Below are 26,176 nucleotides of genomic sequence, written 5' to 3'. Positions count from 1 at the left end.
GCAATACCAACAACTGGAATAAATGATGTGCTCGGTCATTTTTCAAGGAAATCCGCAGCGCGAGGCTGATCCGCAAGCCGTGCATCAGGCGTTATTTTCCGGATTAAATCAGAAGCAGGAAAGCGTGTCTCATGCGCGATATTGGATCTCGTTTTTTCATGACGCATAGAAATCAAAAATTTGACGCGTGTCATAATCCATAAAAACAAAGCCCGTAGGCACCGGATTGGGGACGGCCTCGGCGAGGCGATTGAAAGCGTACACCTGCCCGTCCGGAAAATGACTTCCAGTTTCTGAGGCCAATGCTGTAGATTGCCCGAAAAGCCCGTGAGCGAGTCTCTGACTGTGACATTCGACATTCTTATTCTGGTGCTTCTGGGCGCAATGCTGCATGCCGGATGGAATGCGCTGGTCAAATCCGGTTCCGATAAATCGCTGGACGCCTCGTTGATTGCGGCGGGAGCTGCAGCCTGTTCGCTGCCGTTTCTGCCTTTCCTGCCGTTTCCCTCGCCAGTCGCCATTCCCTTCCTGATCGCCTCAGCCGTCCTGCAATTCGCTTATTTCCGCCTTGTCGCCGCCGCCTATACGATCGGCGACATCGGCCTTGTCTATCCCGTCATGCGCGGCGTGGCACCCTTGATCGTGGCGGCGACGAGCAGCCTGTTCCTGAGCGAGATTTTGAGCCCGCTGGCGATTGCGGGCATCGGCGTCATCTCCGCGGGGATCCTGACGCTTGCTTTCGAGGCAAGGCGCGGGGGCGGAAAGGCGATCATGGTCGCCCTGCTCAACGCTTTCGTGATTGCATCCTACACCTTCGTCGACGGTGTCGGCGCAAGGCTTTCCGGCAACGCCATCTCATACACGCTCTGGATGTCTCTGCTGCCACCCGTGCTGCTGTTCGGTTTCGCGTTTTACCAGCGGGGCGCCGGCCCCGTCGTCCAGCATGTCCGGCGCAACTGGTGGCGTGGCCTTATCGGTGGCGGCGGCTCCATACTCTCCTATGGGCTGGCGCTTTACGCCATGACCAAAGCGCCTGTCGCCGTCGTCGCAGCACTCCGGGAAACCTCCATTCTTTTCGCGCTGGTGATATCAGTGGTGATCCTGAAAGAACGCGCCAGCATCTGGCGCTACCTTGCCGGAGGCATCATTGCAGCGGGCGTTCTGGTGATGCGGCTGGGGTAAAACGAGGTCAGATGATGGGGTAAAATAATACCCCACAACCAACCGTTTGTTTTTACTTGATTATTTTTGAGACCTCCAAAATCAATCATATTGACGCTTTCGTTCGCGCACCGTATAAGCGCGCCAGATCGGATTCCAGCCGGAATAGGGTCATTTGCGGTAGCCCTTATCGGCAACCAAACCAAGCAACAAGAAACGCCCGTATGCTCTTCATGAAGAGGATGACGGGTCCACGTTAGAAAGTGAAATTCATGTCTACTTTCGTTCAGAAGCCCGCTGAGGTGGAGAAGAAGTGGGTCATCATCGACGCCGAAGGCCTCGTTGTTGGTCGCCTCGCCACCATCGTTGCAACCCGCCTGCGCGGCAAGCACAAGGCTACCTACACCCCCCACGTTGATGATGGCGACAACGTCATCGTTATCAATGCGGAAAAGGTTGCCCTCACCGGCAAGAAGTATTCCGACAAGAAGTACTACTGGCACACCGGTCACCCGGGTGGCATCAAGGAGCGTACGGCTCGCCAGATCATCGAAGGCCGCTTCCCGGAGCGCGTCGTTGAAAAGGCCGTCGAGCGCATGATCCCGCGCGGTCCGCTCGGCCGTCGTCAGATGAAGAACCTGCGCGTTTACGCCGGTTCCAACCACCCGCACGAAGCACAGCAGCCGGTCGTTCTCGACGTTGCCGCGCTCAACAAGAAGAACGTAAGGAGCGCCTGATAATGGCCGATCTTTCCTCTCTGAAAGACCTCGCCCCGGCTTCGGAAGCTTCGGCTCCCGTGCATGTCCGCAAGGTTGATACCCTCGGCCGCTCCTACGCGACCGGCAAGCGCAAGAACGCCGTAGCCCGCGTATGGGTCAAGGCCGGTTCTGGCAAGATCATCATCAACGGCCGCGATTTCACCACGTATTTCGCACGTCCGGTTCTGCAGATGATCCTCCAGCAGCCGATCGTTGCCGCTGCCCGCACGGGTCAGTTCGACATCATCGCCACCGTTGCCGGTGGTGGTCTGTCCGGTCAGGCCGGCGCCGTTCGTCACGGTCTGTCCAAGGCCCTCACCTACTTCGAACCGGGCCTGCGCTCCGTTCTGAAGAAGGGTGGCTTCCTGACCCGCGACAGCCGCGTTGTCGAGCGTAAGAAGTACGGTAAGGCCAAGGCCCGCCGTTCGTTCCAGTTCTCGAAGCGCTAATCGCTTCCAGGAACGGTTCGTTCAGAACTTCGAAAGGCGGGGCTTCGGCTCCGCCTTTTTTCATGGCCTCCTCCCTTGTTTTTTCATCAGGAAGACAGCAACCTCGGCGCAAATCGCAATGGGGTGATCAATGCCGGCCAAAACCATCGACCATGCCTTCACCGCAATGTCCCTGACATCGGCTGCCACGGACCCGACCCATGCCGGTGTCCTCTCCTTCATGCGGCGCAAATATACCAAGAACCTCAAAGGCGTTTCGACTGCCGTGTGGGGTATTCCCTTCGACGCGGCGACCTCCAACCGTCCCGGCGCACGTTTCGGGCCCCAGGCGATCCGCCGCGCTTCGGCGATTTTCGATAATGATCCGCAATATCCTTTCACGCGCGATCTCTTCGTCCATATGCCGACCATTGATTATGGCGACTGCCTGCTTGACTACGGCAACCACTGGAAAACGCCTGACACGATCGAAAAGGAAGCGCGCAGGATCATCTCCAAGACGGATTACCTGCTGACGCTCGGCGGCGATCATTTCATCACCTGGCCATTGCTGAAAGCGCATGTGGCCAAGCACGGCCCACTCGCGCTGGTGCAGTTCGACGCGCATCAGGATACATGGTTCGACGATGGCAAGCGCATCGACCACGGCTCCTTCGTGGCCCGCGCCGTGCGCGACGGGCTGATCGATGCCGACCGCTCGATCCAGATCGGCATCCGCACCCACGCGCCTGACGATTTCGGCATCCGCATTCTTCACGGTTACGAGGTGGAGGACATGCGGGCCAGCGATATCGCGTCGCTGATCGTCAAGCACACGGGCGGTATGCCCACCTATCTCACCTTCGATATCGATTGCCTCGATCCCGCCTTCGCGCCGGGAACCGGCACACCCGTCGCCGGCGGGCCGACCAGCGCTAAAATTCTCTCCGTTTTGCGTGGGCTTGGCCAGCTCGATATTCGCGGCTCCGACGTCGTGGAGGTGGCACCCGCCTACGACCATGCGGATATTACCGCCATTGCCGGAGCGACCGTTGCAATGTATATGCTTGGCCTGCGTGCCGAACGGCTGGCCAAGGCTGGCTGACAAAGACGACGGCGCTTGCCAAACTGATTCCGACTACCCTCGCAACCCTCTGAAAAGTCAGGACAAGGACATGACAGCGAAGATCTTCATCGATGGCGAACACGGCACCACGGGTCTGCAGATCCGCACGCGCCTTGCCGGTCGCCGCGATATCGAGCTGCTGTCCATTCCGGAAGCCGAGCGCCGCAATGCCGCGATGCGCGAGGATATGCTCAATAGCGCCGACATTTCGATCCTCTGCCTGCCGGACGACGCGTCCCGGGAAGCGGTTTCCATGGTGGCTGGCAACAATAATGTCCGCATCATAGATACCTCCACCGCTTATCGCGTTCATCAGGACTGGGCTTACGGTTTTGCCGAAATGGATAAGGACCAGGGCGAGAAGGTTCGCTCTGCCCGCCTCGTCGCCAATCCCGGCTGCTATCCGACCGGTGCGATCGCCCTTATTCGCCCGCTGCGGGCCGCTGGCCTCCTGCCGGACGGTTATCCTGTCAGCGTCAATGCGGTCTCCGGCTATACTGGCGGCGGCAAGCAGATGATTGCGCAAATGGAAGACGAGAGCCGCGACGATGCCATCAGCGCCAATAATTTCCTTTATGGCCTGACGCTCAAGCACAAGCATGTGCCTGAAATGACCATTCACGGCCAGCTTGACCGCGCGCCGCTGTTTTCGCCCTCCGTAGGTCGCTTCCCGCAGGGCATGATCGTCCAGGTGCCGCTGTTCGCCGCCGACCTTAAGGAAGGCACTGATATCGAAACGATCCATGCGGCACTCACCGCCCATTACGCTGGACAGGATATCGTCAGCGTCGTGCCTCTGGCCGAGAGCAAGGGGTTGGCGCGTATCGATGCCGAGGAATTGGCTGGCAAGGATACGATGAAGATCTTCGTCTTCGGCACCGAGGGCGGCGAGCATATCAACCTCGTCGCGTTGCTCGACAATCTCGGCAAGGGTGCCTCCGGTGCTGCCGTGCAGAACATGGAACTGATGCTTTCCGCATGAGACGTTGCTCATGACCATGACCACGCCCTCTTTTCCGGCCTCGTGGAATATCGAGGCCGTAAAGCAGATTGCGGATACGCCTGCGGGGGTGGTCTACGAGCTTGTGCGCGATGACGGTTCCCTTGCGGTCGCCAAGGTTCTGAAGAAGAAAGTATTGACGGACAGCCTTCGCGGCGCGGATTTCATCGAATGGCGCGCCGGGATCGGCTGCGTGGAGTTGCTTGACCGCTCCGATGATATTCTTCTGATGGAACATGCCGGCACGGAGACCCTGCGCGACGTGCTGTTCCGCGACGGTGACGACGATTCCACCACGGAAATCGCAGCGGAGGTCCTGCTTCGATATCACCAGCCGTCCGAGCAGCCGCCGCCCTCAAGTCTGCTGACGCTGCCTCTCTATTTCGAAAGTCTGTTCCGCAAGGCCGAACAGGATCGTTCCGACGGCATCGACAGCGCCTATATCGAGGCCGCCGCGCTTGCGCAGGAACTGATCGGCCAGCAGCGCGATATCAAGCCGCTGCATGGCGATCTGCACCATGAGAATATCATGCGCAGCGATCGCGGCTGGATCATCATCGATCCGGCTGGCCTGATCGGCGATGCGGCGCTCGATGTCGCCAACATGTTCTCCAATCCGCTCGACCGTTTTGACCTCACCCGCAGCGAAGCGCGCATCGCCTCCATGGCGGCGATTTTTGCGAAGGCTCTCCAACGGGACGAACGGCTATTGCTGCAATATGCCTTTGCCTATGGCTGCCTTTCTGCCGCGTGGCATGAAGAGGACGAAAATGCGGAAGAACGCGACAACGAACTCGCTGTCGCGGCAACCATTAAGGCCGTCCTGAAACAGTTCTGAGCGAGTTCAGTCCCTGACTTCAACCGCAACTGGCGGCGGATATTCTCCAATGAATCCGCGCCAGTGGGCAACCGCAAAACCGAGCACGACCAGCGCCATGCCCTGATGGGCGAGCGCGACATGAATATCCACATGCATGAGCAGCGTGGTTACTCCCAGCGCCGCCTGAATGCAGACGAGCACGAAGAACAGCACCGAGCGGCGGGCGTGCGGCGTACCGGGCAAGGCGCGCGCCATCGATGCCATATGCCACAGCGTGGCGGCAAACAGCGTATAGGCGCCCAGGCGGTGAATGAACTGCACCGTCTTGGGGTTTTCGAAGAGGTTGATCCACCAGGGCTGCTGCAGGAAGAGATCGCCCGGCACCAGCGAACCATCCATCAGCGGCCACGTATTATAGGACAGGCCGGCATTCAACCCCGCCACCAACGCGCCGAGATAGATCTGGAAGAGACAGAGCACCGTCAACAGCGCGGCAAAGCCCCTGCCCGTCTTTTCGTCGGTGGCCTCGGGGGAATGATGGGACAGGCCGCGCAAAATCCACATGCAGCCCGCAAAGATGAGGCAGGCGATGGTCAGATGTGTGGCAAGACGATATTGCGAGACATCCGTGCGGTTGACGAGGCCCGAAGAGACCATCCACCAGCCGATGAAGCCCTGGAAGCCGCCAAGCGCCAGTAGACCGACCAGTGGTAGCCGGAGGCGCTTTTCGACGCGGCCTGTCAGCCAGAAGAAGGCGAGCGGCAAAGCGAAGATGAGGCCGATGGCGCGGGCAAGCAGGCGATGCGCCCATTCCCACCAGAAGATCGTCTTGAACTCGTCGAGCGACATGCCCTTGTTGATTTCCTGATATTGCGGAATGCGCTTGTAGAGCTGGAACTCCTCTTCCCATTCCGCAACGGAGAGCGGCGGTATCGCGCCATGGATCGGTTTCCATTCGGTAATCGACAGGCCGGATTCGGTCAGGCGGGTTGCGCCACCAACGAGCACCAGACAGAAGAGTGTGAAAAGCACGAGGCGCAGCCAGACGCGCAGCAGGCGGCGGTCCTTCTCCTGCTTCTGCAGGGCAGCCTGCACCACCATTTCCGCGGAACCATTGGCCATCGTCATGCCGCTCGAACTCATCTTTCAGTCTCCTTCATAAAGCCATGTTGATTAGCCCCAACCGGCACCACAAAACAAGGCCTCAGGGTTTGCGGCATCCGGTCGCGGCGCTATAGTCATGCACCTGTTTAATCACGGAAGATTTCATGCACCCTCGCCTCAGATCGCTTATCGGCACCATCGTCATCATCTGCCTCGTCGTCGTTTACGCCGTGGTGGCGACGGCCATTGCATCGGCGGCGCTGGCGCAATCGCCCTGGTGGGTGCATCTCGCTTATTTCGTGCTGACAGGAATTTTGTGGATTTTGCCGGCGATGCTGATCATCAAATGGATGGCCGGGCCAAAAAGACAGGGCTAATGCGGGACCACCGCGTGACACCTTAAGGTCGCAATTTTATAAACCGATTGTTTGCCGCTCAAAGATATAGTCCGACCGAAACAACCGGAGAGAGTGGATGGCGGCTGAGGGGCCGGTCTTTACCAGCGACGAGCAAGCGCTGACCGCCGTGCAAAACGAGCGGCGGGGCGCTGACCGTCTGTCGGTCGATCTCGTCGATGACGCTTCCACCATCCATGTCGATTGGAAGCGGCTGGAAAACGATCCGCTCAACTCCCTGCATCAGGGTTTTGGGTGGTGCTCCATCTGGGCACAAACGCAGGACAGCGCGCTCCTGACGCTTCGCGGCCGGCAGGGCGGCAAGACGATTTTCCTGCTTCCGCTTGAAATCGTGCTGGAGGGCGGCATTCGCAAGGCGCGTTTCCCCGGCGGCCGTTTCAACAATATCAATACCGGGCTTTTCGACCCCTCCTTTGCCGAACACGCCGGAGAGGAAATCGCGGCGGCGATTGCCCGCGAGGCGCGGAAGCTGCTGCATGGCCGGGCCGACATTCTGGCTTTGCAGAACATACCGCTGACGTGGCGCGGCAGGACCAACCCCCTGTCGCATCTAGCTTCGGTCGAAAACCAGAATCCGGCCTTCCAGCTTCCGTTGCTCGAAAGTTTCGAGGCCACGCTCCGGCAGGTCAATGCCAAGAGACGTCGGAAGAAATTCCGGATCCAGAGCCGGAGAGCCGAGGAAATGGGCGGCTACAGCCATGTGATCGCGCATTCTCCACAGGAAAGATGTGAATTATTGCAGGCCTTCTTCCGGCAGAAAGCCGCCCGTTTTGCATCGCAGGGCATTCCGGATGTCTTTCGCGACCAATCGGTAAAGGATTTCTTTTACGACCTGGCCAATTTTCCCGAGACGGGCACAGACAGTCTGCTGGAGTTGCATGCCATTCGCCTGCACGGCGCGAACGAGGGCGTCATCGCCGCAATAGCCGGTCTTTCGCGCAAGCAGGACCACATCATCTGCCAGTTCGGTTCGATCGATGAATCCGTTTCGGAACTCAGCCCCGGAGAATTGCTGTTCTGGCTGATGATTGAAAGGGCGTGCCACCAAAGGGCTGCGATCTTCGATTTCGGGGTCGGCGACCAGCTCTACAAGCGCAGCTGGTGCCCGCTTTTCACCGTTCAGCACGATATATTCCTGCCGGTAACGGTGAAAGGTCGCGTCGCCGCAGCAGCCTATGTCGCGATCGCCCGAACGAAAAGCCTGATCAAATCCAATCCGGCTCTCTATGCGCTCATTCAGCGTTTCCGCGCCGGCCGGCCGACAGCAGCTTCGACAAGGGGTCTCGACTGAACAGCCGGTCAGGCCGCGCTCAGGTGGTCCGGCTTTCGCATGCCGGTCATCGGCAGAGCCTGCTCGTAGCCATGAGCAACCAGTTCTCCGAGCGTTTTCTCCAGCATCTCCCCGTCCTTGCCTGGAACCGAGACGATGATTTCTGCCGGCAGATTGCGCAGCATTTTTTCGAGGCTCGAAATCTGCACCGCTCCACACTCCACAAGCACCGTGTCGTAAGCGTCGGAAAGCGCACCGAGGATCATCGTCAGGCGGTCCAGAGCACGCATCGCCTCGCGGGGCTGCGCATTGCCGCGTGGAACGATATGCGCATCTGACAGACGGTCGCCGTGAATGGTTTCACCGAAGGCGGCCGCTCCTGCCAGAAGGTCCATGACACCGGGAAGTCCGGCTTCGGGCGACATCAGCCGCGTCGGGCAGGCGGATGCCGTCATGTCGACGAGAACGACCGAACGCCCCATTTCAGACAATGCGCGCGCCAGCATGACGCTCGTGGTCGAACCGCTGTCACCGGCCGGAGATACAATGGCGGCGACGGGTTTGGCGAGCCGTGTGGACAGAAAGCCCGCCACGGCGTCGATCGAAAAGTCACTGGCGGCATCGGCATCCTCATCCACCACCGCCTCTTTCGCAGCCGCGACATCTTCTGCCGCCAATGCCGGCGGCATGGCAGTGGCTGCGGGCGGGTCACGCCGTTTCTCTTCTACGGCGACGGGCTGTTGTGCCGCAACCGGCATGGCGCGGACGCCCGGCGCCACATTTTCAGCAGGTGCCGACGCCGGCTGCTCAGGCGCATCCGTCGTCTCATCCGCTTCAACCGGCCCGCGTGCAGGTGGTGGCGGATCGGAAAGCGGTGGAACCTGACTTCTTCCGACCGGTTTCAGCGCCCTACCCGTAAAGAGTTCCACCAGCATGACGACAATGCAGGACAGCAGAAATGCTGCGAGCGTGACAACGATGGTGATGGCACCGGTTTTCGGGAAATAGGGTTCGCGTGGCTCAACTGCCGTCGAAATCACACGCGCATCGGCCGGCGTGGAATCCGCAGAGCCAGCCCTCGACGTCGCCTCGCGATAGCGGGCGAGATAGGTTTCCAGAAGCTGCCTCTGCGCGGATGCTTCCCGCTCCAGGTCGTTAAGGCCCACCTGCTGCTCACCGGCACGCACGCTTTCCGATTTCAGCACGTTCAGTTGCTGCACCAGTTGCCGCTCCCGAAGGCGTGAGACATTGGCCTCGTTTTCGAGACTTGCCAGCACCTTGCGGGTTTCTTCCTGAATTTGCCTTTCGATGCCATCGAGCTGGTTGCGCAGCGCCCTTATGCGGGGGTGGCCTTCCAGCAGCGAAGACGAAAGATCGGAAATCTGGCTGCGGATGTTGGTTTCGTTTTCCTTCAGCCTCTGGATGGTGGGAGAAGCGACGACATCGGGAAAGGTATCGAGAGGACGACCGCTGGCAAGCGCGTTGCGCACGCCTTCTGCGCGCGCCTCCGCATTGGCGCGCTCGCCGCGGATACGGCCGAGTTCCGTGGAGATGTCGCTCAGCTGACGTGTGGCGAGCGTTTCGCCCTGCCCGGCCGACAAAAGATCGGAGGAGGCACGATAATCCGCGACCTTTTTGTCCGCCTCCCGCACCTTTTCGCGCAGCGTGGCTATTTCCGGCTCAAGCCAGCGCGCTGCTTCCGTGCTGGTATCGAGCTTCGCGCCGCTTTGCAGCGCGAGATAGGCCTTCATCATCTCGTTCGGGATGGCCGCAGCGAGCTTCGGGTCCTCTGAAGAAAACTCGACCGTGATGACACGAGAACTTTCCACCTGATAGACCTGCAATTTCTCGCGGAACGCCTTCAGCACCCGCTCTTCAGGCAGAACCTGGAGTGGATCCTTCTTGACGCCGACGGCAACCAGCAGGCTCGAAACCAGCGAAGGATGCGCCTCCGGATCGAATTCCTCGAGTTCATAGAGCTTCATGTCCCTGGCGACCTGCTTGATGAGGTCGACGGACTGCAGGATCTGCACCTGGCTGGATACTGTCAGTTCGTCCAGCACTGGCTCGGCCGGCGCGTTGGACTGCTGGGAAGCGCCAAAGGAAGCAGCACGGGATTCAATGAGCACGCGCGCCTCGCCCTTATAGGCGGGCGACATCATGCTGGAAACAACAAAGGCGGCGCCGCCGGCCAGCAGCGTTATGGCCGCGATTCTTCCCCGACGCCGCCATATGGCCGCGACGAGTTGCGCAAGATCAATATCCACATCCCTGTCGTCAATGCGATCGCCGTTCATACGGGCTCCGTAACCGAGATAAACCTCGGGCGCTCAAATAAAGATGGTCAATTTTCGCGAAGTTTAAGTCTTGCGGGTAACACAACCGTTAATCACCGAGACTCCGACGAAATAAAGCCGATATTACCGGGCCTGACGCTGCGCGTTTACCGTGCATTAACCCTAACAGAACGATAAGAATGATCAAAGTTCGACTCGGAGCCAGATGAGATGCCGCTCGCCGGATCACGACATGTCACCGCACTGACGTTTGCCGTTCTGACGGCCCTTTCCGGCTGTTCGGCCTATCAGCCTGCGCCGCGGTCATTCAATGAGGCCGCACTGCAACCCTATCACGTCGACAGCGGCGACAGACTGCGTATCAACGTGTTCGAACAGGCCGGGCTGACAAATACCTATACGGTCGATCAGGCGGGCTATGTCGCCTTCCCTCTCGTCGGTCAGGTGCCCGCGCGGGGCAAGACGCTGCCGCAGCTGGAAGCCGCGATTGCGGCCAAGCTTCGGCAGGGATATCTGCGCGATCCCGATGTCACGATCGAGATAGATCGTTATCGCCCCGTCTTCATCATGGGGGAAGTGGGCCGTCCTGGCCAATATTCCTATGTGCCGGGCATGACGGTGCAGAACGCCATCGCCATTGCCGGCGGCTTCAGCCCGCGCGCGAATCAGGCAGATGTTGACGTCACCCGCAAGATAAACGCGGAAGTGATGACGGGCCGGATCGGTATAACCGCACCCATTCTTGCGGGTGATACCGTCTATGTGCGTGAACGATTCTTCTGAAAGGGGCGCGGCGAACGTGTCGGACGACGGCCCTCCCCTGCGCATCATTCACTGTTTTCGCTCGCCGGTGGGCGGCGTTTTCCGCCATGTGCGTGATCTTATCGAAGAACATGTCAGGCAGGGCCACAAGGTTGGCATCGTCTGCGACAGTTCCACCGGCGGTGCGCATGAGGAGAGGCTTTTCGCGCAGATTGCGCCGATGCTGGAGCTCGGCCTGACGCGCCTGCCCATCCGGCGCTCCATTACCCCGGGCGATCTGCTGGCGCTTTGGAAATCCTACAAACACATCAAAAGTTTGCGGCCGGACATTCTGCACGGGCACAGCGCCAAGGGTGGCGCTTTGGCCCGGCTGATCGGCTCATTGCTGCGGGCGAACAGGTATCGCGTAGCCCGCCTCTATTCACCGCACGGCGGAAGCCTGCATTATGCCCGCAACACCCTGAAGGGACAGCTCTTCCTGCGGCTGGAGCGGTTTCAGGAACGGTTCACCGATGCGCTCTGTTTCGTCTGCAAGTTCGAGCAGGCGGCCTATGAAGCCAAGGTTGGCAAACCGCGCACCCGTACCGCGATGATCTATAACGGCGTACAGGAAAACGAGTTCGAACCCGTCCCCGCGAAAGAAGGCGCGGCGCATTTTCTCTATATCGGCATGCTCCGCGACCTTAAGGGGCCTGACCTCTTCATCAAGGCCTTCGCGGAAATGGAGCGCGGCATCGGCCGGCCGATGTCCGGTGTCATCGTCGGCGATGGGCCGGACAGGGACAAATACGCGGCGATGATCGACAAGGCCGGTCTTTCCCGGCGCATTTCCATGCATGCCGCCATGCCCGCCAGACAGGCCTTCGCCCTGGCCACGACGGTGGTAGTCCCCTCGCGCGCGGAGGCCATGCCCTATATCGTGCTGGAAGCACTTGCGGCGGGGAAAACGGTCATCGCCTCCCATGTCGGCGGGATTCCCGAAGTCTTGGGAGAAGAAAGCGACGCGCTCGTCCCGGCCGGCGACGTCGAGGCGCTGGCGAGGGCCATGGCCAAGGATGCCGAAGATGCCGGTTGGGCGAAACGGATCATGCCCCACCCCGACAGCTTCAGGGCGAAGTTTTCGACGCCGGTCATGGCGGATGACATGATGAAGCTCTATCGCGATCTGCTGTTGCTCTAAAATCATTTCAAAAACACGATTTTTGATTGTATATTCCGCCATCCTCAAGAAACCCATCATAAACGTTTCTTAGCATGTTTCGGCTAGTTTCCAGATCGTGGAGCGCCGTGCGTCCGTCCGGATGCATCAGGCCCGCTCCACCACTTTGAAGTTGCGTATCGTCCGGTCGGAAATCGATGCCGATTTTCGCGCCGATGCGCTGGAGGGTGCGGACCAGGCAATGACCAAGGCTGACAAGGATAGACTGCAATTCGATCTGGCGTCGTTGCGCAAACAGATTTCCGAGCAAGAGGCCAACGGGCCTTCGACATCGGAAGCCGTCGTTCTCAACCCTCTCGCACGGCAGATTGCCAACCAGCTTCGCGGCGGCAATCACTCCCCGAACATGGTGATAGGCCAGTTGCGGCTTCTGGAATTCACCATGCTCGTGGTGATCGCCGCCATCATCAACGGCGTCGCCGCCAATCGGGGTATTGAGACCTTCTTGGCGGTTTTTGGCGGCGGCGTACTGGGGGCCGCGCTCTGCGTCTTTCTTCTTCAGGCCGGCGACTGTTATCAGTTGCCGACGCTACGCACGCCACTGTCGATGTTCGCTCGCATTCAGGGCGCGGTCTGCCTGTCTTTCGTTGGCACAGCCTGTTTCCTTCTGCTCTTTTTTCCCGATGCGCTGCATTCCTGGCAAGCCTTCGGCATCTGGTATGCAATTGCCGCGATCGCCATTTTCACCGGAAGACTGATCCTTGGCTTCGCCATCCGCCACTGGGGCCGCAATGGCGTCATGGAACGCCGGGCGGTCATCGTCGGCGGTGGTGATGCTGCCAAGGATCTCATTCGCTCGCTCGAGCAGCAATCCGACAACGACATCCGCATCTGCGGCATCTTCGATGACCGGCAAAGCGCGCGCTCTCCCGACGTCGTCGCGGGTTATCCCAAGCTCGGCACTTTCGCCGAACTGGTGGAATTCGCCCGCCTGACCAAACTGGATATGCTGATCATTGCCCTGCCGTTAAGCGCCGAGGCACGCATTCTCCAGCTTTTGCGCAAGCTTTGGGTGCTCCCGGTCGATATCCGCATTGCGGCGCATGCCAACAAGCTGCGCTTTCGCCCGCGTGCCTATTCCCACGTCGGCAAGGTGCCGATGCTTGACGTTTTCGACAAACCGATCCGGGACTGGGATTCCGTCGCGAAGCGGCTGTTCGACATCACCTTCAGCCTCATCGGCATCGCCCTTCTGTGGCCGGTCATGGTGGGCGCGGCAATCGCCGTCAAAACGACGTCCAAGGGGCCTATCCTCTTCAAGCAGAAGCGCCATGGCTTCAACAATGAAACCATCAACGTCTGGAAGTTCCGGTCCATGTATACGGAACTCAGCGACCCGACCGCAAAAAAGGCCGTCACCAAGAACGATCCGCGCGTAACGCCCGTTGGCCGCTTTCTGCGCAAGTCCTCGATGGACGAGCTGCCGCAGCTTTTCAACGTTCTTCATGGCGACCTGTCGCTGGTCGGGCCCCGCCCGCACGCGGTTCATGCCCAGACCGGCGACCTGAAATATACCGAAGTGGTGGAGCATTATTTCGCAAGACACAAGGTCAAGCCCGGCGTAACCGGTTGGGCCCAGATCAATGGCTGGCGCGGAGAAATCGACCATGGCGACAAGATCAAGTTCCGCACCGAATATGATCTCTATTACATCGAGAACTGGTCGCTGTTTCTCGATCTCAAGATTCTGTTCCTGACGCCGATCCGGCTGCTCAAATCGGAAAACGCCTATTGACCCACACCGGTTATCAGCACGCCCCGGATTTCGATGCGCCTTTAGCCGCTATGCGGCTCATCGGTTCGTTCTTCATTGCCTTCGGCGTGTTTCTTTCCGGCTTCGTTATCTCCGAGCCAGCGCCCTATGAGCTGATGATGGTTGGGCAAGTGGCCCTGTGGTTTCTGCTTGGCCTGCGACTTTCACGCACCGTCGTCCTGCTGCTGTGCCTGTTGCTCGCCTTCAATATCGGCGGATATCTCTCGCTCACCACCATGGCCGACCTGGATGAGGGTCCGCTTTATCTCGCCGTTTCGACATTTCTGGCGCTGACTTCGGTGTTTTACGCGGCGATCATCGAGGACCGATACCAGCGGCTGCTTTTGATTTTCCGGGCGTGGCTGGCGGCGGCGGTGATCACCTCCCTGCTCGGCATCATCGGCTATTTTCATGCCATTCCGGGCTTCGAAGTCTTCACCCTTTACGATCGCGCCAAGGGCGCCTTTCAGGATCCGAACGTCTTCGGTCCCTTTCTGGTGACACCATCGCTTTATCTCATCTACGGCCTGCTGACCGGCAAGACGATGCACGCACCCTGGCGAATCCTCGGCCTGCTGATCCTGTCGCTTGGCGTGTTCCTGTCGTTTTCGCGTGCGGCCTGGGGGCTGTTTCTGTTTGCCACCGTACTGCTCGTCTTCGTCATGATGCTGAAGAAACGTACGGCGGCGTTTCGCCTGAAAATCCTCGTGCTGTTTCTCATCGCCGCCGGACTGATGGTAGCGGCTGTCCTCATCGCGCTGCAGTTCAAACAGGTGGCCGATTTGTTCTCCAGCCGCGCCTCGGCCGTGCAATCTTATGATGGCGGCCATCTGGGACGGTTCGCCCGCCATTATCTCGGTTTCCTGCTGGCGATGGAACATCCGCTCGGTATCGGCCCGATGGTGTTCGACAATATCTTTCCAGCAGCCGAGCACAATATCTGGCTGAAAAGCCTGACGACACATGGCTGGTTCGGCTTCGTCATCTATCTCGTCCTGATCTGCTGGACCATCGCCGCTGGTTTCAGACATCTCTTGCGCCCGCGCCCATGGCAGGCCTTCCTGATCATTTCGTGGGTGGCTTTTGTCGGGCATGTAATGATTGGTGCTGTCATCGATACCGACCACTGGCGACACTTCTTCCTGCTGCTCGGCATATTGTGGGGTTGCATGGCACTGGAAAAACGCGAAGGCCTGCGCCGGCGCGCGGTTGGCGCATAAACAGCTGACCTTACGGAACCTTCCACGATTTCATGCGTTTAGCCCGCGATTCTGATTGTCAAACGGGGAGACATCTTATGACGCAGACCAATAATCTCTATCTCATCATCGGCGCGCTGATTGTCGTCATCGCAGGCCTTGGCATTTACGTCTGGCATGAAGAAAGCAAGCCCAAGGGAATCGAGATGAATATCGGCCCGAATGGTGTTTCCGTTCAGGAAAACTGAGCCGCAAGCGTCGCGCAAAGTCCGACCATTAAACCGGGTGCGTTCCAGCCAAAAAACGGCCGGAACGCACCCGGTCTTCTTATGAAAGAGGACAAATGGCGGGAATCGCAGATTCACGCCGCGCCGGCCCGGTACGGATGATGCGTATCTGGTCCGATCATGGACATCCCGCGCAATGGTCTCCTCCATCGACCTTTCCACACGTCTCACCGCCACCAAACTGGCCCTCAAGGCCATCAGGGAACAGGAAGACAACTCCGCTGCGACTTCCACATCATCACGGACGACGCTGCTCAATTCCTATGGCATCGACACCACCACCTCCACCTCTTCCAGCAATACGCGGCTGACGCAGCTTCTGGCGCAATATGCACGAACCTCGGGCAATGAGGCGGAGAGCGGTGATACGGACAAGACGGCCGCTTCCGGGGACATCACCCGGGCGGACTTCATGAAGGATCTGAAAGCGACGCTCGAAGAACTGTCCGGGGATCCCGCCAAGGCAGCGCAGGCCAAGGCGATGCTGGAAGCATTGGCTGCCGGCACGCTGACGGTGTCCAACCCGGCGGACGGCGTAAAGATCAAAGCGTGGGATGTGACAGACGACCCCAAGACCGCCTCGAAACCCGCCACAGCGATCGCAACGGCGGGCTGGAGCGACTTCCTGAAGGATCATCTGAAACGCGATGGAGCGGCCTATGCAAAGGGCGCCAACGGGGCTTATATCGATGGCATTTCCGGCGACAACGCGTTTTTTGGCAGTGTCGGCAGCCGTTATTATTATCTCACCTGGCCGCAGGCTAAGGACGGCACACTCACCGTTTGACAGCAACGGCTGACGCAGAAGCGCTGCGACATCGATGATGCCGCAGCGTTGCTTTTATCCGTTTCAGGCAACCGGTGTAGCAGGCTGATGGCTCCCGCCCGAAAGTGCTTTCTGTAGTTCGGCTTCCTGCTCCGGCGAGAGCGATGTTTTGATAACCCTGCCGCGCAGCCCTTCCAGTTCCGCCAGAACCTTTTCCGGCTGCACCTTTCGGATCAATACGAAAAGAGCCGACGACCCGTTTGGAATGGTCTCGCCCAGGGATTTGATGAAATCGTCATCGATGCCGTAATCCGTGAGCGAGCCCGCAAGCGCGCCCGTTCCCGCGCCGATGGCACCGCCGATCGCAAATCCCGCCAGCGGGTTGAGGAACAGCAGGCCGACGAGTCCGCCCCACAGGCCACCGGACAGAAATCCGGAACTTGCACCGATCGCTGTCAGGTTGACGCTCTGCTTCAGATGAACCTTGCCATTTTCATCGCGAACCACGACAACGGCATCTTCCAGATCGACCAGATACTCCTTCTTCAGGCTCGCAAGCTTCAGAAGGACCCGGTCGGCCTCTTCCGTTCCGTCAAAACCGACAACGACAAGTTCGGACATTGTTTGTCTCCCTGAGTTTCAATTCCGCTGCGAATGAACGTTAAAGATCGCGGCAGGTTCCGGCCATGATGAAAAGATGATGTGTCAGGTGTTTGACAGCCACGCAGCCGGCAAAACGCGGTGCTCCATTGATCCCATTCCCGCAGTCCACATCCTTTGTTCGTTTTTTTTAGAAAAGGCCATTTTCCGCTTGCGCCCTAACAGGCTTCTATATAAACGGCTTTCAGGTTCGGAGCGTAGCGCAGCCCGGTAGCGCACTTGACTGGGGGTCAAGGGGTCGTGGGTTCGAATCCCGCCGCTCCGACCATTAAATCAGATAGATAGCCAGTTCCCCCAGAGCTGGCTATATTTGTTTTAGCGCTCCAGTAGCGAGCGTTATGCGCAAGTTTCAAACATCCCGTTCGGGTGTGCATTTATTCAAGCCTTGAGAACGAAGTGTGCTGAGATGGCAAAAAAAACGAAAATAGAACACTCGGAATTTTCAGGCGAGTTTGAAGACGAGGGTATCACTGTCCTTGTTGACATCTACCGGCCCGCGGGCACCCAGCAAGACTGGACCCTGGAAGTTATCAGCGAGCACGACGATGTCACCACCTGGGACGAACCTTTCGCAACCGACAAAGACGCATGGGAAGAATTCCTGGCTACCTGCGAAAAAGACGGGATTCGCAGCTTTCTGGATAGCGAGGATCCTTCGGTCCATTAACCCATCGGGCGACGCCGCGCTTGGGTTGGGTTAAAGCTCCTGTAGGACCCCAGGCTCACCGGCCCATTTTGCTTAGGTGCTCACCGGCAAATTCTACAAAAAAAAGCGGGCGCGATATGCCGTCGCCCTCCGTCAAACGACGATGTGCATTGCCGTGTTGACTCTCTGCTAAAATTAGAACATTTAGTGAACAAAAGAGAGGTCACCTACCATGTCCGACGCTAAAAAGATCACTCCCATACGGCCTGACGACATAGCGGGATACGTCATCCAGTGTCATGACGGTGATGCAAGGGCGGCCGTCGAGGCGCTACTCGGCGAAATCGAGCATTTGCAGGAGCAGCTGTCCCTTGCTGTCGCCATCATGGGAAAAGGATATACGCGCGGGTGGACGCCGGACATGGAGCGCGATTAGAAATCGCCTTATCCACAGCTGGTCTCCGATACCCATGACGCGGTCAAGTCGCACAGATTCCACGCTCCGATAAAAGCTTCCCCTGCCGACAGAGAGCCGAAGCGCGGGTGGACAATTCACAGAAGCATTACAGCCAATGGCGCTTCAGAAACGGGGCGTTATCAGTTACTTCCCGACCGGTCGAAGCCTTGCTCAATATTCATTGGAAGCGATGGCAAAGTCGTCAGTGATCGGCATATCCTCCACATTTTCCCAGGTCCGGTCCATGGCATAGGTTTGCGAGAGATAGGGAATGCCGATGTGGCCATAGCGAACCGAGAGCTGACTTTCTGCTTCCTTTTCTCCAAGACGCGCGACGCGACTGAGATAAAGCGCGGTCGCGAGGCCCGTCCTGTCCGCACCCGCCTTGCAATGAATGAGAATCGGTTTCGGCGCGTCGCGCATGATCGCGACCAGCTCGTTTACCTGGCTCATGTTGAGCTCCTGGCTCGCGGACATGCCAAAATCAATATGATTCAATCCGAGTTTGCGCGAGGTCTCGACCTCATCCCGGTACCACGCCTGGGATTCATTTGACCCGCGCAGATTGATCACAGTCCTTATTCCGTGATCCTTGGTGTAGCGAACAAGTTGCTCGCTGCTCGGCTGGTTGGAGCGATAAAGCTGCCCGGCCATCACCTCGTGGAAGTTGCCGAGGAGTTGAATGGCATAGAGATATCCGCCTGCCGCAAGCACGACGAGGCCCATGCCCCCAAAGGAGCACTTCCAAAATCTTCGCATAATAAAACGGTTCCCTGATTGGACACGGGAACCGATACAGGTGGATTCTGACAGTAGGCTGAAAGTTATGCGACAGTATTGTGAGAGTAGAAAAATTGCTTTCGATCAACGCACGAAAACGTAAACCGCATAGATGGCGATAAGTGCCGCCGCCGCCGCGGCCGTGATGGCGCCGAGGCGTTTTTCGATGAAATGGCGGACCGATTCACCGTATCTTTGCAGCAAACCGGCAAGGATGAAAAAGCGCGCGCCGCGCGTGACGACCGCCGACAGAATGAACAGGCCAAGGCTGATATTGGCCGCGCCCGACAGAATGGTAACCACCTTGATTGGCGGCAGGTGCGCAAGGCCCGATGTCACCAGCAGAAGAACGATGGTTTCATAATCCACCGAGTTCTTCAGATGCTCGAAGCTGTCGAGCTTGCCGTAAAATTCAAGAATGGGCCGGGCAATGCTCTCAAACGCATAATGACCGAGGAACCAGCCCGCTATACCGCCCAGAACCGAGGCGACCGTGGCCACGAGCGCGTAAAACATCGCTTTTTTCGGCTTCGCCAATACCATGGGCAAAAAAAGCACATCGGCGGGAACAACGAAAACGGAGCTTTCCACGAAAGCCACGATTGCCAGCCACCACACGGCGGTTTTGCGCGCGGCGAGCGCCATCGTCCAGGCATAGATGTTTTTCAGCATTTTCATGTCCCCGGGGAAGAATGGTCAGGAGGCAAGACACAGGCGGAATTTCACCCGGTCAATCAACGGCAGGCGGCGGGTCTGGAAACCCGTCACGAATCAGGATTAGAGACAACTCAAGAGAATGGCAAATGTTGGAAGATTTATTTTTGCATTGCGGAAAATGAAAAAGTCCCACGATTCCAATCCATACCGGAGACTGGTTGCTGCGATGCGAAATTTCATCTCTAGGTAGATGAACTCGCCTTTTTGCTGTAGAATAAGAGGTGGCGGGAAGAGGAGGAAGTTATCATGGACTATGTCAACTTCGTTACATCAATCAATCCGGTCATACTTGTCATTCTGCTGGTGGTTCTTCTTGCAGGTGCCTATAGCAACTGGGTTTCGCATTAGATCTTTCGGACGGCATGACCAAATGTGAAGAGGCCCGTTTCCATCTGTGATAGGCATCGGGCCGGAGGAATGGTATCAATCCCGGAGTTGAACAACTTCCGGGAAGCGGCATGTCGAACGAATTCGCATTCACTGATACGTCTGAAAAGCTCAGCACCACGCTTGAAAAGCTGATAGGAAAACTGCAGGGCCAGACGATCACATTGCGCGAATTGATGGAAGCGATCGGTGAACAGGGCCTGCTGCTCATCTGCGCCATAGCCTCCCTGCCCTTTCTGATCCCGGTTTCCATTCCCGGAGTCAGCACCGTTTTCGGCGCCGCAATCATTCTCGTCAGTCTCGCGATCACGATGAATCGCCTGCCATGGCTGCCGGCGAAAATTCTCGACCGGCAGATGGAAACGGCAAAGCTGGTCCCGGCGCTGCAGAAGGGGGTGGCGATCGTATCGAGACTGGACCGCTTTATCCGTCCACGCATTCCGGCACTGACGACGGGCGTCATCGCCAACAGGATAAATGGCCTCGCCCTGATGACGGCGGGCGTGCTTCTGATGATGCCGCTCGGCTTCATTCCCTTTTCCAACACCCTGCCGGGCATTGCGATCCTGCTTTTCTCAGCGGGCATGATCCAGCGGGACGGCGTCACGGTGCTGGGCGGTTACCTCTTTCTGGGGCTGACGACCATTTATTTCGCTGCACTCGCCTATGCCGCGTTCTGGGCAGGCCAGGGCATCAGCAGCTCCATCGGGGCGTAGCAGGATTACTGTCGGTCCGGGTCGCGGGGCTCCCGCCGGTTCCGCCGCGATGCCCACCAGATCACCAGCCTTCGCCGCTGGCGACGAACAGCCGGCAGGTCGTGGGAAAGCACGACAAGGCCGACGGGAACCATCCAGAAACCCAGAATGGGCAAAAAGCCCAGCGTACCGCCCACGACCAGCGCCGAACCCGTTGCGATCCTGCCGACGCGCGAACGCGGCATGGCAAGGCTCCATTTTCCGAGATTGAGACGACCCGTTCTGTGGTCGATTCCGAATTTCATTCCAATCCGCCCTTCAGCATCTGGCCTGTGGATAATTTTTTCAGCGTCGATAAGCCCGGAAAATCGGGACTCCGGAGGGATAAAACAAGAGGAATGCGTTTTTTTTGAAAAAAGCGCTTGGCAAATCGGAAAAGCATTTGTATTACCCCGCTCACACCGCGCCAAGCAGCGCACGTTCCCTGGTAGCTCAGCGGTAGAGCATTCGACTGTTAATCGACAGGTCGCCGGTTCGAATCCGGCCCGGGGAGCCACTTTTCTCTCAGAGAGAAAAGTAACATACCGCAAAACAACCAAGCAAAAACAACCACTTATCATTTGCCGCAGCTCTCAGTGCCGCGCGTAGCAACTCCTATTCTTGCTATTTCGGATACTTTTTGGCTACATTTCCGTCTACAGGCGGGTGAACGAATGAAGTCAGAAGATGTTTCAAAATATGTGCTGAGAGATTCCTCGAGCGGCATCTATCGGTATTATCGGCGCGTCCCTACCGAGGTCTCGCACCTGGATAAGCGCGCCCATGTAAAAAAAAGTCTCAAAACTAAAAGTCATAAAGAGGCGCTTGAGCGAGCAGAGTCCATTCATAGCGCTTCCGAAGCCTATTGGCGCGCTCTGGTTCAGGGAAAAGGTGCGATCGGAGCGATTGAAGAATACGAGGCAGCCGTGCGAGCTGCGCAATCCCTTGGCTTCACCTACAAGCCTGCCGGCGACGTATCTCAGATCGATATCGTCGAGCTGGACCGCCGCTTCAGAATAGCTGAACAAAACTTCGACATTTCAACAACCATCGCAGACGGCGTGCTCGGGACGGCACCAGAGCCAAATCCGCGCATCAGCGACGTCTGGAAGCTCTATACTCAGCACAATGAAGCAGGCCTGACCGGCATGTCGCCAAACCAGCTGCGCAAGCACAAGGTGTCGCGCGAACGCGCACTGCGCTACGCGAAAGACGTATTCGGCGACATTGAGCTCTCAGCGATCCGCCGCGGCGACACGATCCGCTTTAGGGACTGGTGGGTGCAAAAAATCAAAGCTGAAAAGTTAAAGGCTTACAGCGCCAACCGCAGCATTACCGATATTGCCGGTATGCTGACGGTCATCGACGACGCGCTGCAGACCGAGTTCCACAAGCCGTGGGAGAAACTCCGGATCAAGGAGACAAACGCGACGAAGCTGGGCAAACGACCACCCTTCCCTGTTGCATGGATTAAAGAGAAGATCCTGGCAGAAGGTGCGTTAGATGGATTGAACGATGAGGGCCAAGCAATCATCCACGTCATGATTGAGACTGGCATGCGTCTCACAGAGGTATGCAATCTGCGGCCGGAGGATATTCACCTTCATGGAGAAGTTCCACATGTTGAGGTCGCAGAGCGTGAGGATCGTCGAAACAAGACCGACTATTCCGTTCGCCGCGTCCCGCTCGTAGGCGTCGCGCTGAAGGCAATGAAGCGGCATCCACACGGCTTCCCCCTTTATCAGGACAAATCCGATTCCGCTTCAGCGAACATCAACAAGTTTCTTTGGAATGCGGGGCTACGCCCTACTAAGGGCCACACCGTCTATTCGCTACGCCACACGTTTCAAGATCGCATCGAAAATGCTGGCGCATCAGATAGAATGCAAGCTGATTTGATGGGGCATGAATTCGGTCGACCGACCTATGGCGATGGTGCGGAGATGAAGCGACGTCAGGAATTCCTTACCACCATCAGTATTTCTAAATAAATACTGTTTAATCCATCGGCATACGAGTAATAGGTGCAATCGCTCGCAAATGGTGGGATGGGAGGGTCATGTGAATAAAAAACAGGAAGTGTCCGAGGTTGCGACGAGCCAAATGCCAAGCGAACCGGATCTCGCTTTCCTTCTTGAGGATACGTACCCCAATGCAGCTACCCTTTTCTCTTCTCATGATTTGCCGATCGCGCGAGATGGCGACTTCGTAGTCGCAATAGATACGAATGTGCTCATACTTCCATACAAGATTGACGCAAACGATTTGTCAGCTCTCTCCTCGACATACAGGGCGCTTGCGAAAAGCAACCGCCTGTATCTACCCGCACGAGTCTCCAGAGAGTTTATCCGACTGCGGGACAAGAAACTTGCGGAAGTGGTTACCGGTCTCAATGACAGGTTGTCTAAGCTTGAACCGCCAAAGGCAAAGCTGTCTCCTATTCTTGAAGGCGTAGAAGGCTACGACAAGCTGCCAAACTTGGCCGAATCGGCCGAGAAAGCGGTCAGGGAATACCGGTCGGCCCTAAAAAATCTCATCGGGAAGATAAAACAATGGCGCGGCAACGACCCGGTCTCAATGCTTTACGCCGAAGTCTTCAATGAAAAAAATATCATCGAAGCGCCTGGAGACCGAAGGTCGTTAAAGGCTGAGTGGTCACGCCGTAGCGAACATAAGCTCCCCCCTGGGTACAAAGATAGCGACAAGGACGATAGCGGTATCGGGGACTTCTTGATCTGGAAGAGCATTCTTGAAATTGGTCGTTTGCTAGAAAAAGATTTAATTTTTTTAACTTTGGATGACAAAGGCGACTGGGCTGTTAGAGCCGGCAATGAGGCTGTTTATCCGAGACCAGAACTTGTGGACGAGTATCGGCGCTCGTCAAATGGACGGAGTTTGAAGATATCGCATCTCGCTGACTTTCTACGACAAATGGATGTGTCTGAGGCAGTAGTTGCGAAAGTCAAGGAAGCCGAGACAGTCGAGATCAGTCGGGAAAGCATCCAACTGTCCGAGCGAGATCCGCTGTACCAATGGTGGACTAAAAATTTAACGACTGAAGATACTCCAAGGGTAAGGCCGCGCAATAAAGCCCTGCCACGCCCACCAATATCCCGCATCGAGCTTGACGCCAGAAGGATCCGCGCAGCAATATATCGTGAAGGTGGCCCGGTAGTATTTAAAGATGTTGAGTTTGACCCTGCCATCATTGGGTTTGTGGTCGGCCGATCGGTATTGCTGCAAACCGAGGATGGAGAAGAACGGATAGCACCGTTCGGCGTTTCTGCGGGTGAAGCAAAGTTTTTTATCGACGATCTGATGTACGCTCATGCAGTTGAAGTGAGCGAGGGTGATGCGTTCGTTGTACGTGATAACCAAGGACAGTGGCAGTCCTTTCGCATCGTAGAGATCCTAGATAAGGGAGGAGACTTGATCCTCATGAGGCTAGACACTTGCTTTGGAACAGCCAACACCCCCGTTTTAGTACCTTGAGCAACCATTAACGAGGTTTCGAAGATCCCTTCACCGGATGCCACAGGCATCTTTTCGGTAGTGTCGGTGACCGCTCTGCGCTCGCGCCAGCTTGTATGGAGAGTGCGAAGACTTTCTGATTACAAATCCCATCGCACTTCTAATGATTTCAGGTGCGTCGTCGGGCTCTATCTGTAAAATGAAGCTCGAAACATCCAACATTTCCAGTTCTGTCAACATCAAACTGTAAAATGAAATCCACAAAAATCCCCGTCTGTGGACAAGCCTAATTATAGCGCAAGTTTCCCGACAAGCTCAGAAGTGACTTGCGTCAGCGGACCGGTTCTCGATCGGAGAATCTGATTGGCTTTGGTGCCGATCTGGGCGACTTTCAGTAATGAGAGATCGAGACTTCGCCTTTTTGTTCATTTATACGGGCGGAGAGAGTATTTACTCGCCAAAAAGTTTAGTAAGAATTCCCGACTTACAGGAGGGAATCATGAAAATCGATATTGCCGCCATTTCGCTGGATGTCGAAAATTTTCGTCACGGGAACGTTTCAAGTCAACATGACGCCATAAGTAAATTGCTTTCGGACGAAAGCACGCACGGCGTCGCAGATCTGGCGGAAGACATTGTCGAAAGAAAGGGACTAGATCCCTCTTCCTTGCTGATCGTAACCGGAGATGCAGCAAACCCCGGGCAGTACATCGCACTTGAAGGCAACAGGCGAATGACTGCGCTCAAGACGCTCACTAACCCTAGTCTCGCAGCGAATTTGCCGACGTACGAACGGTTTAAAAAGCTTAGTGCTGATTTTCTAGCACTTGGGCTAAATCAGGCCGAATGTGTCGTTCTTGATCGCAGCGAAGCCCAACACTGGATCAAGCGAAAACACTATAATGCGATGGGAGGGAGAGGAGCGCTTAAGTGGGATGCCGTCGCGACGGCAAGGAGCGAGAAAGCTGAAGGTCGCCCTCCTAAGTGGATGATAGCTCTCGACTTCATAAATGCACACCTGGGCGAAATCCCTGGAATATTCGAAGGGATTGAGTCGAAAACAACAACTGTTGAACGAGTATTGGGCTCGTCTCACATGAGCGGCGTACTGGGGCTCGCCTTTGATGTCCGAACCAATTCCGTTGTCGTCGAAAATGGAGATGCGAAGGCAGGTGCTGAGTTACTTAAAGACATACTGAGCGCGATGGCTAGCAAAACTTTCACTGAGACGCTTGTTACTTCGGCGAAACTCCAGCAGGATTATCTTCAAAATTTCGCCCATAAGAACGTTAAGAACAAGGCGCCCGCTACCCCAAGGCCTTCTCCCGCGGCCAATCCTCCTAGCACCACCACGACCACTCTGAATCCGCCCGGACCCCATCCCACCGGACCTGCAACACCAGCGCAGACGCCTCCAGGCAGCACAAGCGGTCCTGCTTCACCCCCAACCACCCCGCCTGCACCGAAGTCGAAGCCAGCAAAGTTCCGTAGACACTTGGCTGACACTGGGCTTCGCATCAACAACCAAGCTTTGAACAAATTTTATGCTGAGCTGAAGAAGCTAAACGTGGAAACCAATCCGCACATAAGCGCTGCCATGGTCCGGATTTTCCTCGAAAAATGTACGCTGGTTTTTCTCGAGGACCTCGGTGTCCCATGCAGGAACACTAATGGATGGCGCGATCACGGTGTGAAGCTGAAAGACAAGGTTTCGGCTGCGCTCCACAAAATTGACCCTCAAAAGAAAAACGTTCAGCTCGTTTACGTTTGGGAGGTCGCTAACGGAGTCCAAGGGAAACTACATACCCTCGATAGCCTTAATCAAGCGATCCACGATCACATTTCACTCCCGTCAGCCCGAGACATAATAACCGTTTGGGACAGGTATCACCCGTACCTATTGGAGATATTCAGTGCCCTTGAAAAAGCTGGGAAATAATTCTGGCCGAGCAAGAAAA

At 57.0% G+C, this 26,176-nt stretch carries 26 protein-coding genes and 2 tRNA genes; 22 read left to right on the top strand and 6 right to left on the bottom strand.

Going from position 1 to position 26,176, the window contains the following annotated elements; translation table 11 throughout:
- The first annotated feature begins 345 nt into the window (after positions 1 to 345).
- From ACZ47E_RS04365 to ACZ47E_RS04340, 6 genes are all read left to right on the top strand, one after another.
- Positions 346 to 1,182, top strand: coding sequence for an EamA family transporter (locus tag ACZ47E_RS04365; RefSeq protein ID WP_004441289.1), 837 nt, complete (start codon positions 346 to 348; stop codon positions 1,180 to 1,182).
- Between the two features lie 251 nt (positions 1,183 to 1,433).
- The gene (rplM, locus tag ACZ47E_RS04360; RefSeq protein ID WP_004441288.1) at positions 1,434 to 1,898 is read left to right on the top strand and encodes a 50S ribosomal protein L13; all 465 of its coding nucleotides are present in this window, start codon (positions 1,434 to 1,436) and stop codon (positions 1,896 to 1,898) included.
- 2 nt (positions 1,899 to 1,900) lie between these two features.
- The gene (rpsI, locus tag ACZ47E_RS04355; protein ID WP_003521540.1) at positions 1,901 to 2,368 is read left to right on the top strand and encodes a 30S ribosomal protein S9; all 468 of its coding nucleotides are present in this window, start codon (positions 1,901 to 1,903) and stop codon (positions 2,366 to 2,368) included.
- Positions 2,369 to 2,498: 130 nt separating this feature from the next.
- Positions 2,499 to 3,452 (top strand): agmatinase, encoded by a 954-nt coding sequence (gene speB / locus ACZ47E_RS04350; RefSeq protein WP_278067375.1) that lies wholly within the window; start codon positions 2,499 to 2,501, stop codon positions 3,450 to 3,452.
- 70 nt (positions 3,453 to 3,522) lie between these two features.
- Positions 3,523 to 4,455 carry an N-acetyl-gamma-glutamyl-phosphate reductase gene (gene argC / locus ACZ47E_RS04345; protein ID WP_464016900.1) on the top strand — a complete coding sequence of 311 codons (933 nt, stop codon included), beginning with the start codon at positions 3,523 to 3,525 and terminating at the stop codon, positions 4,453 to 4,455.
- 10 nt (positions 4,456 to 4,465) lie between these two features.
- Positions 4,466 to 5,311, top strand: coding sequence for an aminoglycoside phosphotransferase family protein (locus ACZ47E_RS04340; protein ID WP_022556024.1), 846 nt, complete (start codon positions 4,466 to 4,468; stop codon positions 5,309 to 5,311).
- 6 nt (positions 5,312 to 5,317) lie between these two features.
- Here ACZ47E_RS04340 and ACZ47E_RS04335 read toward each other — a convergent pair whose 3' ends face one another.
- Entirely contained in the window at positions 5,318 to 6,421 is a 1,104-nt protein-coding gene (locus tag ACZ47E_RS04335) for a COX15/CtaA family protein (RefSeq protein ID WP_168183784.1), read from the bottom strand.
- 140 nt (positions 6,422 to 6,561) lie between these two features.
- Here ACZ47E_RS04335 and ACZ47E_RS04330 point away from each other — a divergent pair, with 140 nt between their 5' ends.
- Both ACZ47E_RS04330 and uppA read left to right on the top strand, forming a co-directional pair.
- Positions 6,562 to 6,774, top strand: a complete 213-nt coding sequence (locus ACZ47E_RS04330) for a DUF2842 domain-containing protein (protein ID WP_004441278.1) — start codon at positions 6,562 to 6,564, stop codon at positions 6,772 to 6,774.
- Between the two features lie 97 nt (positions 6,775 to 6,871).
- On the top strand, positions 6,872 to 8,104 hold the full coding sequence (uppA, locus tag ACZ47E_RS04325; RefSeq protein ID WP_278067373.1) for a polysaccharide biosynthesis GNAT family N-acetyltransferase UppA: 1,233 nt from the start codon (positions 6,872 to 6,874) through the stop codon (positions 8,102 to 8,104).
- An 8-nt stretch (positions 8,105 to 8,112) separates the two neighbouring features.
- On the opposite strand, the gene uppB is transcribed toward uppA, so the two are convergent.
- Complete coding sequence (gene uppB, locus ACZ47E_RS04320; RefSeq protein ID WP_006697977.1) at positions 8,113 to 10,380, bottom strand: polysaccharide biosynthesis protein UppB; 2,268 nt, start codon at positions 10,378 to 10,380, stop codon at positions 8,113 to 8,115.
- Positions 10,381 to 10,590: 210 nt separating this feature from the next.
- Between uppB and uppC the strand changes: the two genes are divergently transcribed.
- From uppC to ACZ47E_RS04290, 6 genes are all read left to right on the top strand, one after another.
- Complete coding sequence (uppC, locus tag ACZ47E_RS04315) at positions 10,591 to 11,163, top strand: polysaccharide export protein UppC (RefSeq protein WP_004441270.1); 573 nt, start codon at positions 10,591 to 10,593, stop codon at positions 11,161 to 11,163.
- A 16-nt stretch (positions 11,164 to 11,179) separates the two neighbouring features.
- Positions 11,180 to 12,322, top strand: a complete 1,143-nt coding sequence (gene uppD / locus ACZ47E_RS04310; protein ID WP_278067372.1) for a polysaccharide biosynthesis type 4 glycosyltransferase UppD — start codon at positions 11,180 to 11,182, stop codon at positions 12,320 to 12,322.
- Between the two features lie 220 nt (positions 12,323 to 12,542).
- Positions 12,543 to 14,096 carry a polysaccharide biosynthesis glycosyltransferase UppE gene (uppE, locus tag ACZ47E_RS04305; RefSeq protein WP_142182133.1) on the top strand — a complete coding sequence of 518 codons (1,554 nt, stop codon included), beginning with the start codon at positions 12,543 to 12,545 and terminating at the stop codon, positions 14,094 to 14,096.
- Positions 14,093 to 15,334: a polysaccharide biosynthesis O-antigen ligase family protein UppF gene (uppF, locus tag ACZ47E_RS04300; RefSeq protein ID WP_278067371.1), complete on the top strand. Its 1,242-nt coding sequence runs from the start codon at positions 14,093 to 14,095 to the stop codon at positions 15,332 to 15,334. The genes uppE and uppF overlap by 4 nt, the downstream gene beginning before the upstream one ends.
- 77 nt (positions 15,335 to 15,411) lie before the next feature.
- The gene (locus tag ACZ47E_RS04295; RefSeq protein WP_003521552.1) at positions 15,412 to 15,561 is read left to right on the top strand and encodes a hypothetical protein; all 150 of its coding nucleotides are present in this window, start codon (positions 15,412 to 15,414) and stop codon (positions 15,559 to 15,561) included.
- A gap of 175 nt (positions 15,562 to 15,736) precedes the next feature.
- Entirely contained in the window at positions 15,737 to 16,387 is a 651-nt protein-coding gene (locus ACZ47E_RS04290; RefSeq protein WP_278067370.1) for a hypothetical protein, read from the top strand.
- 63 nt (positions 16,388 to 16,450) lie between these two features.
- On the opposite strand, the gene ACZ47E_RS04285 is transcribed toward ACZ47E_RS04290, so the two are convergent.
- Positions 16,451 to 16,987 carry a DUF1269 domain-containing protein gene (locus tag ACZ47E_RS04285; protein ID WP_004441259.1) on the bottom strand — a complete coding sequence of 179 codons (537 nt, stop codon included), beginning with the start codon at positions 16,985 to 16,987 and terminating at the stop codon, positions 16,451 to 16,453.
- Between the two features lie 230 nt (positions 16,988 to 17,217).
- Here ACZ47E_RS04285 and ACZ47E_RS04280 point away from each other — a divergent pair.
- The 3 genes from ACZ47E_RS04280 (at position 17,218) to ACZ47E_RS04270 (ending at position 18,108) form a co-directional block, all read left to right on the top strand.
- Positions 17,218 to 17,294, top strand: a tRNA-Pro gene (locus ACZ47E_RS04280).
- Between the two features lie 138 nt (positions 17,295 to 17,432).
- Positions 17,433 to 17,693 (top strand): hypothetical protein, encoded by a 261-nt coding sequence (locus ACZ47E_RS04275; RefSeq protein ID WP_037089037.1) that lies wholly within the window; start codon positions 17,433 to 17,435, stop codon positions 17,691 to 17,693.
- A gap of 211 nt (positions 17,694 to 17,904) precedes the next feature.
- Positions 17,905 to 18,108, top strand: a complete 204-nt coding sequence (locus ACZ47E_RS04270) for a hypothetical protein (protein WP_004441254.1) — start codon at positions 17,905 to 17,907, stop codon at positions 18,106 to 18,108.
- Between the two features lie 192 nt (positions 18,109 to 18,300).
- Here the strand turns inward: ACZ47E_RS04270 and ACZ47E_RS04265 are convergent, their stop codons facing one another.
- Positions 18,301 to 18,855: a dual specificity protein phosphatase family protein gene (locus ACZ47E_RS04265; protein WP_006697968.1), complete on the bottom strand. Its 555-nt coding sequence runs from the start codon at positions 18,853 to 18,855 to the stop codon at positions 18,301 to 18,303.
- A gap of 138 nt (positions 18,856 to 18,993) precedes the next feature.
- Positions 18,994 to 19,581 carry a YqaA family protein gene (locus tag ACZ47E_RS04260; protein WP_004441250.1) on the bottom strand — a complete coding sequence of 196 codons (588 nt, stop codon included), beginning with the start codon at positions 19,579 to 19,581 and terminating at the stop codon, positions 18,994 to 18,996.
- Positions 19,582 to 20,084: 503 nt separating this feature from the next.
- Between ACZ47E_RS04260 and ACZ47E_RS04255 the strand changes: the two genes are divergently transcribed.
- Positions 20,085 to 20,729, top strand: a complete 645-nt coding sequence (locus ACZ47E_RS04255) for an exopolysaccharide biosynthesis protein (RefSeq protein WP_035207821.1) — start codon at positions 20,085 to 20,087, stop codon at positions 20,727 to 20,729.
- Between the two features lie 5 nt (positions 20,730 to 20,734).
- Here ACZ47E_RS04255 and ACZ47E_RS04250 read toward each other — a convergent pair whose 3' ends face one another.
- Positions 20,735 to 21,013 carry a hypothetical protein gene (locus tag ACZ47E_RS04250; RefSeq protein ID WP_044458770.1) on the bottom strand — a complete coding sequence of 93 codons (279 nt, stop codon included), beginning with the start codon at positions 21,011 to 21,013 and terminating at the stop codon, positions 20,735 to 20,737.
- Between the two features lie 176 nt (positions 21,014 to 21,189).
- Here ACZ47E_RS04250 and ACZ47E_RS04245 point away from each other — a divergent pair.
- The 4 genes from ACZ47E_RS04245 to ACZ47E_RS04230 all read left to right on the top strand — a co-directional run bounded on the left by ACZ47E_RS04245 (position 21,190) and on the right by ACZ47E_RS04230 (position 26,157).
- Positions 21,190 to 21,264 (top strand) — tRNA-Asn (locus ACZ47E_RS04245).
- Between the two features lie 157 nt (positions 21,265 to 21,421).
- Complete coding sequence (locus tag ACZ47E_RS04240) at positions 21,422 to 22,738, top strand: site-specific integrase (RefSeq protein ID WP_107339754.1); 1,317 nt, start codon at positions 21,422 to 21,424, stop codon at positions 22,736 to 22,738.
- Between the two features lie 70 nt (positions 22,739 to 22,808).
- Entirely contained in the window at positions 22,809 to 24,239 is a 1,431-nt protein-coding gene (locus ACZ47E_RS04235) for a PIN-like domain-containing protein (RefSeq protein ID WP_157951556.1), read from the top strand.
- Positions 24,240 to 24,717: 478 nt separating this feature from the next.
- Positions 24,718 to 26,157: a hypothetical protein gene (locus ACZ47E_RS04230; RefSeq protein ID WP_157951557.1), complete on the top strand. Its 1,440-nt coding sequence runs from the start codon at positions 24,718 to 24,720 to the stop codon at positions 26,155 to 26,157.
- Positions 26,158 to 26,176: the final 19 nt, after the last annotated feature.

The organism is Agrobacterium sp. 5Ca39, assembly GCF_055382365.1.
This window is presented reverse-complemented; position numbering and strand designations above follow the sequence as displayed.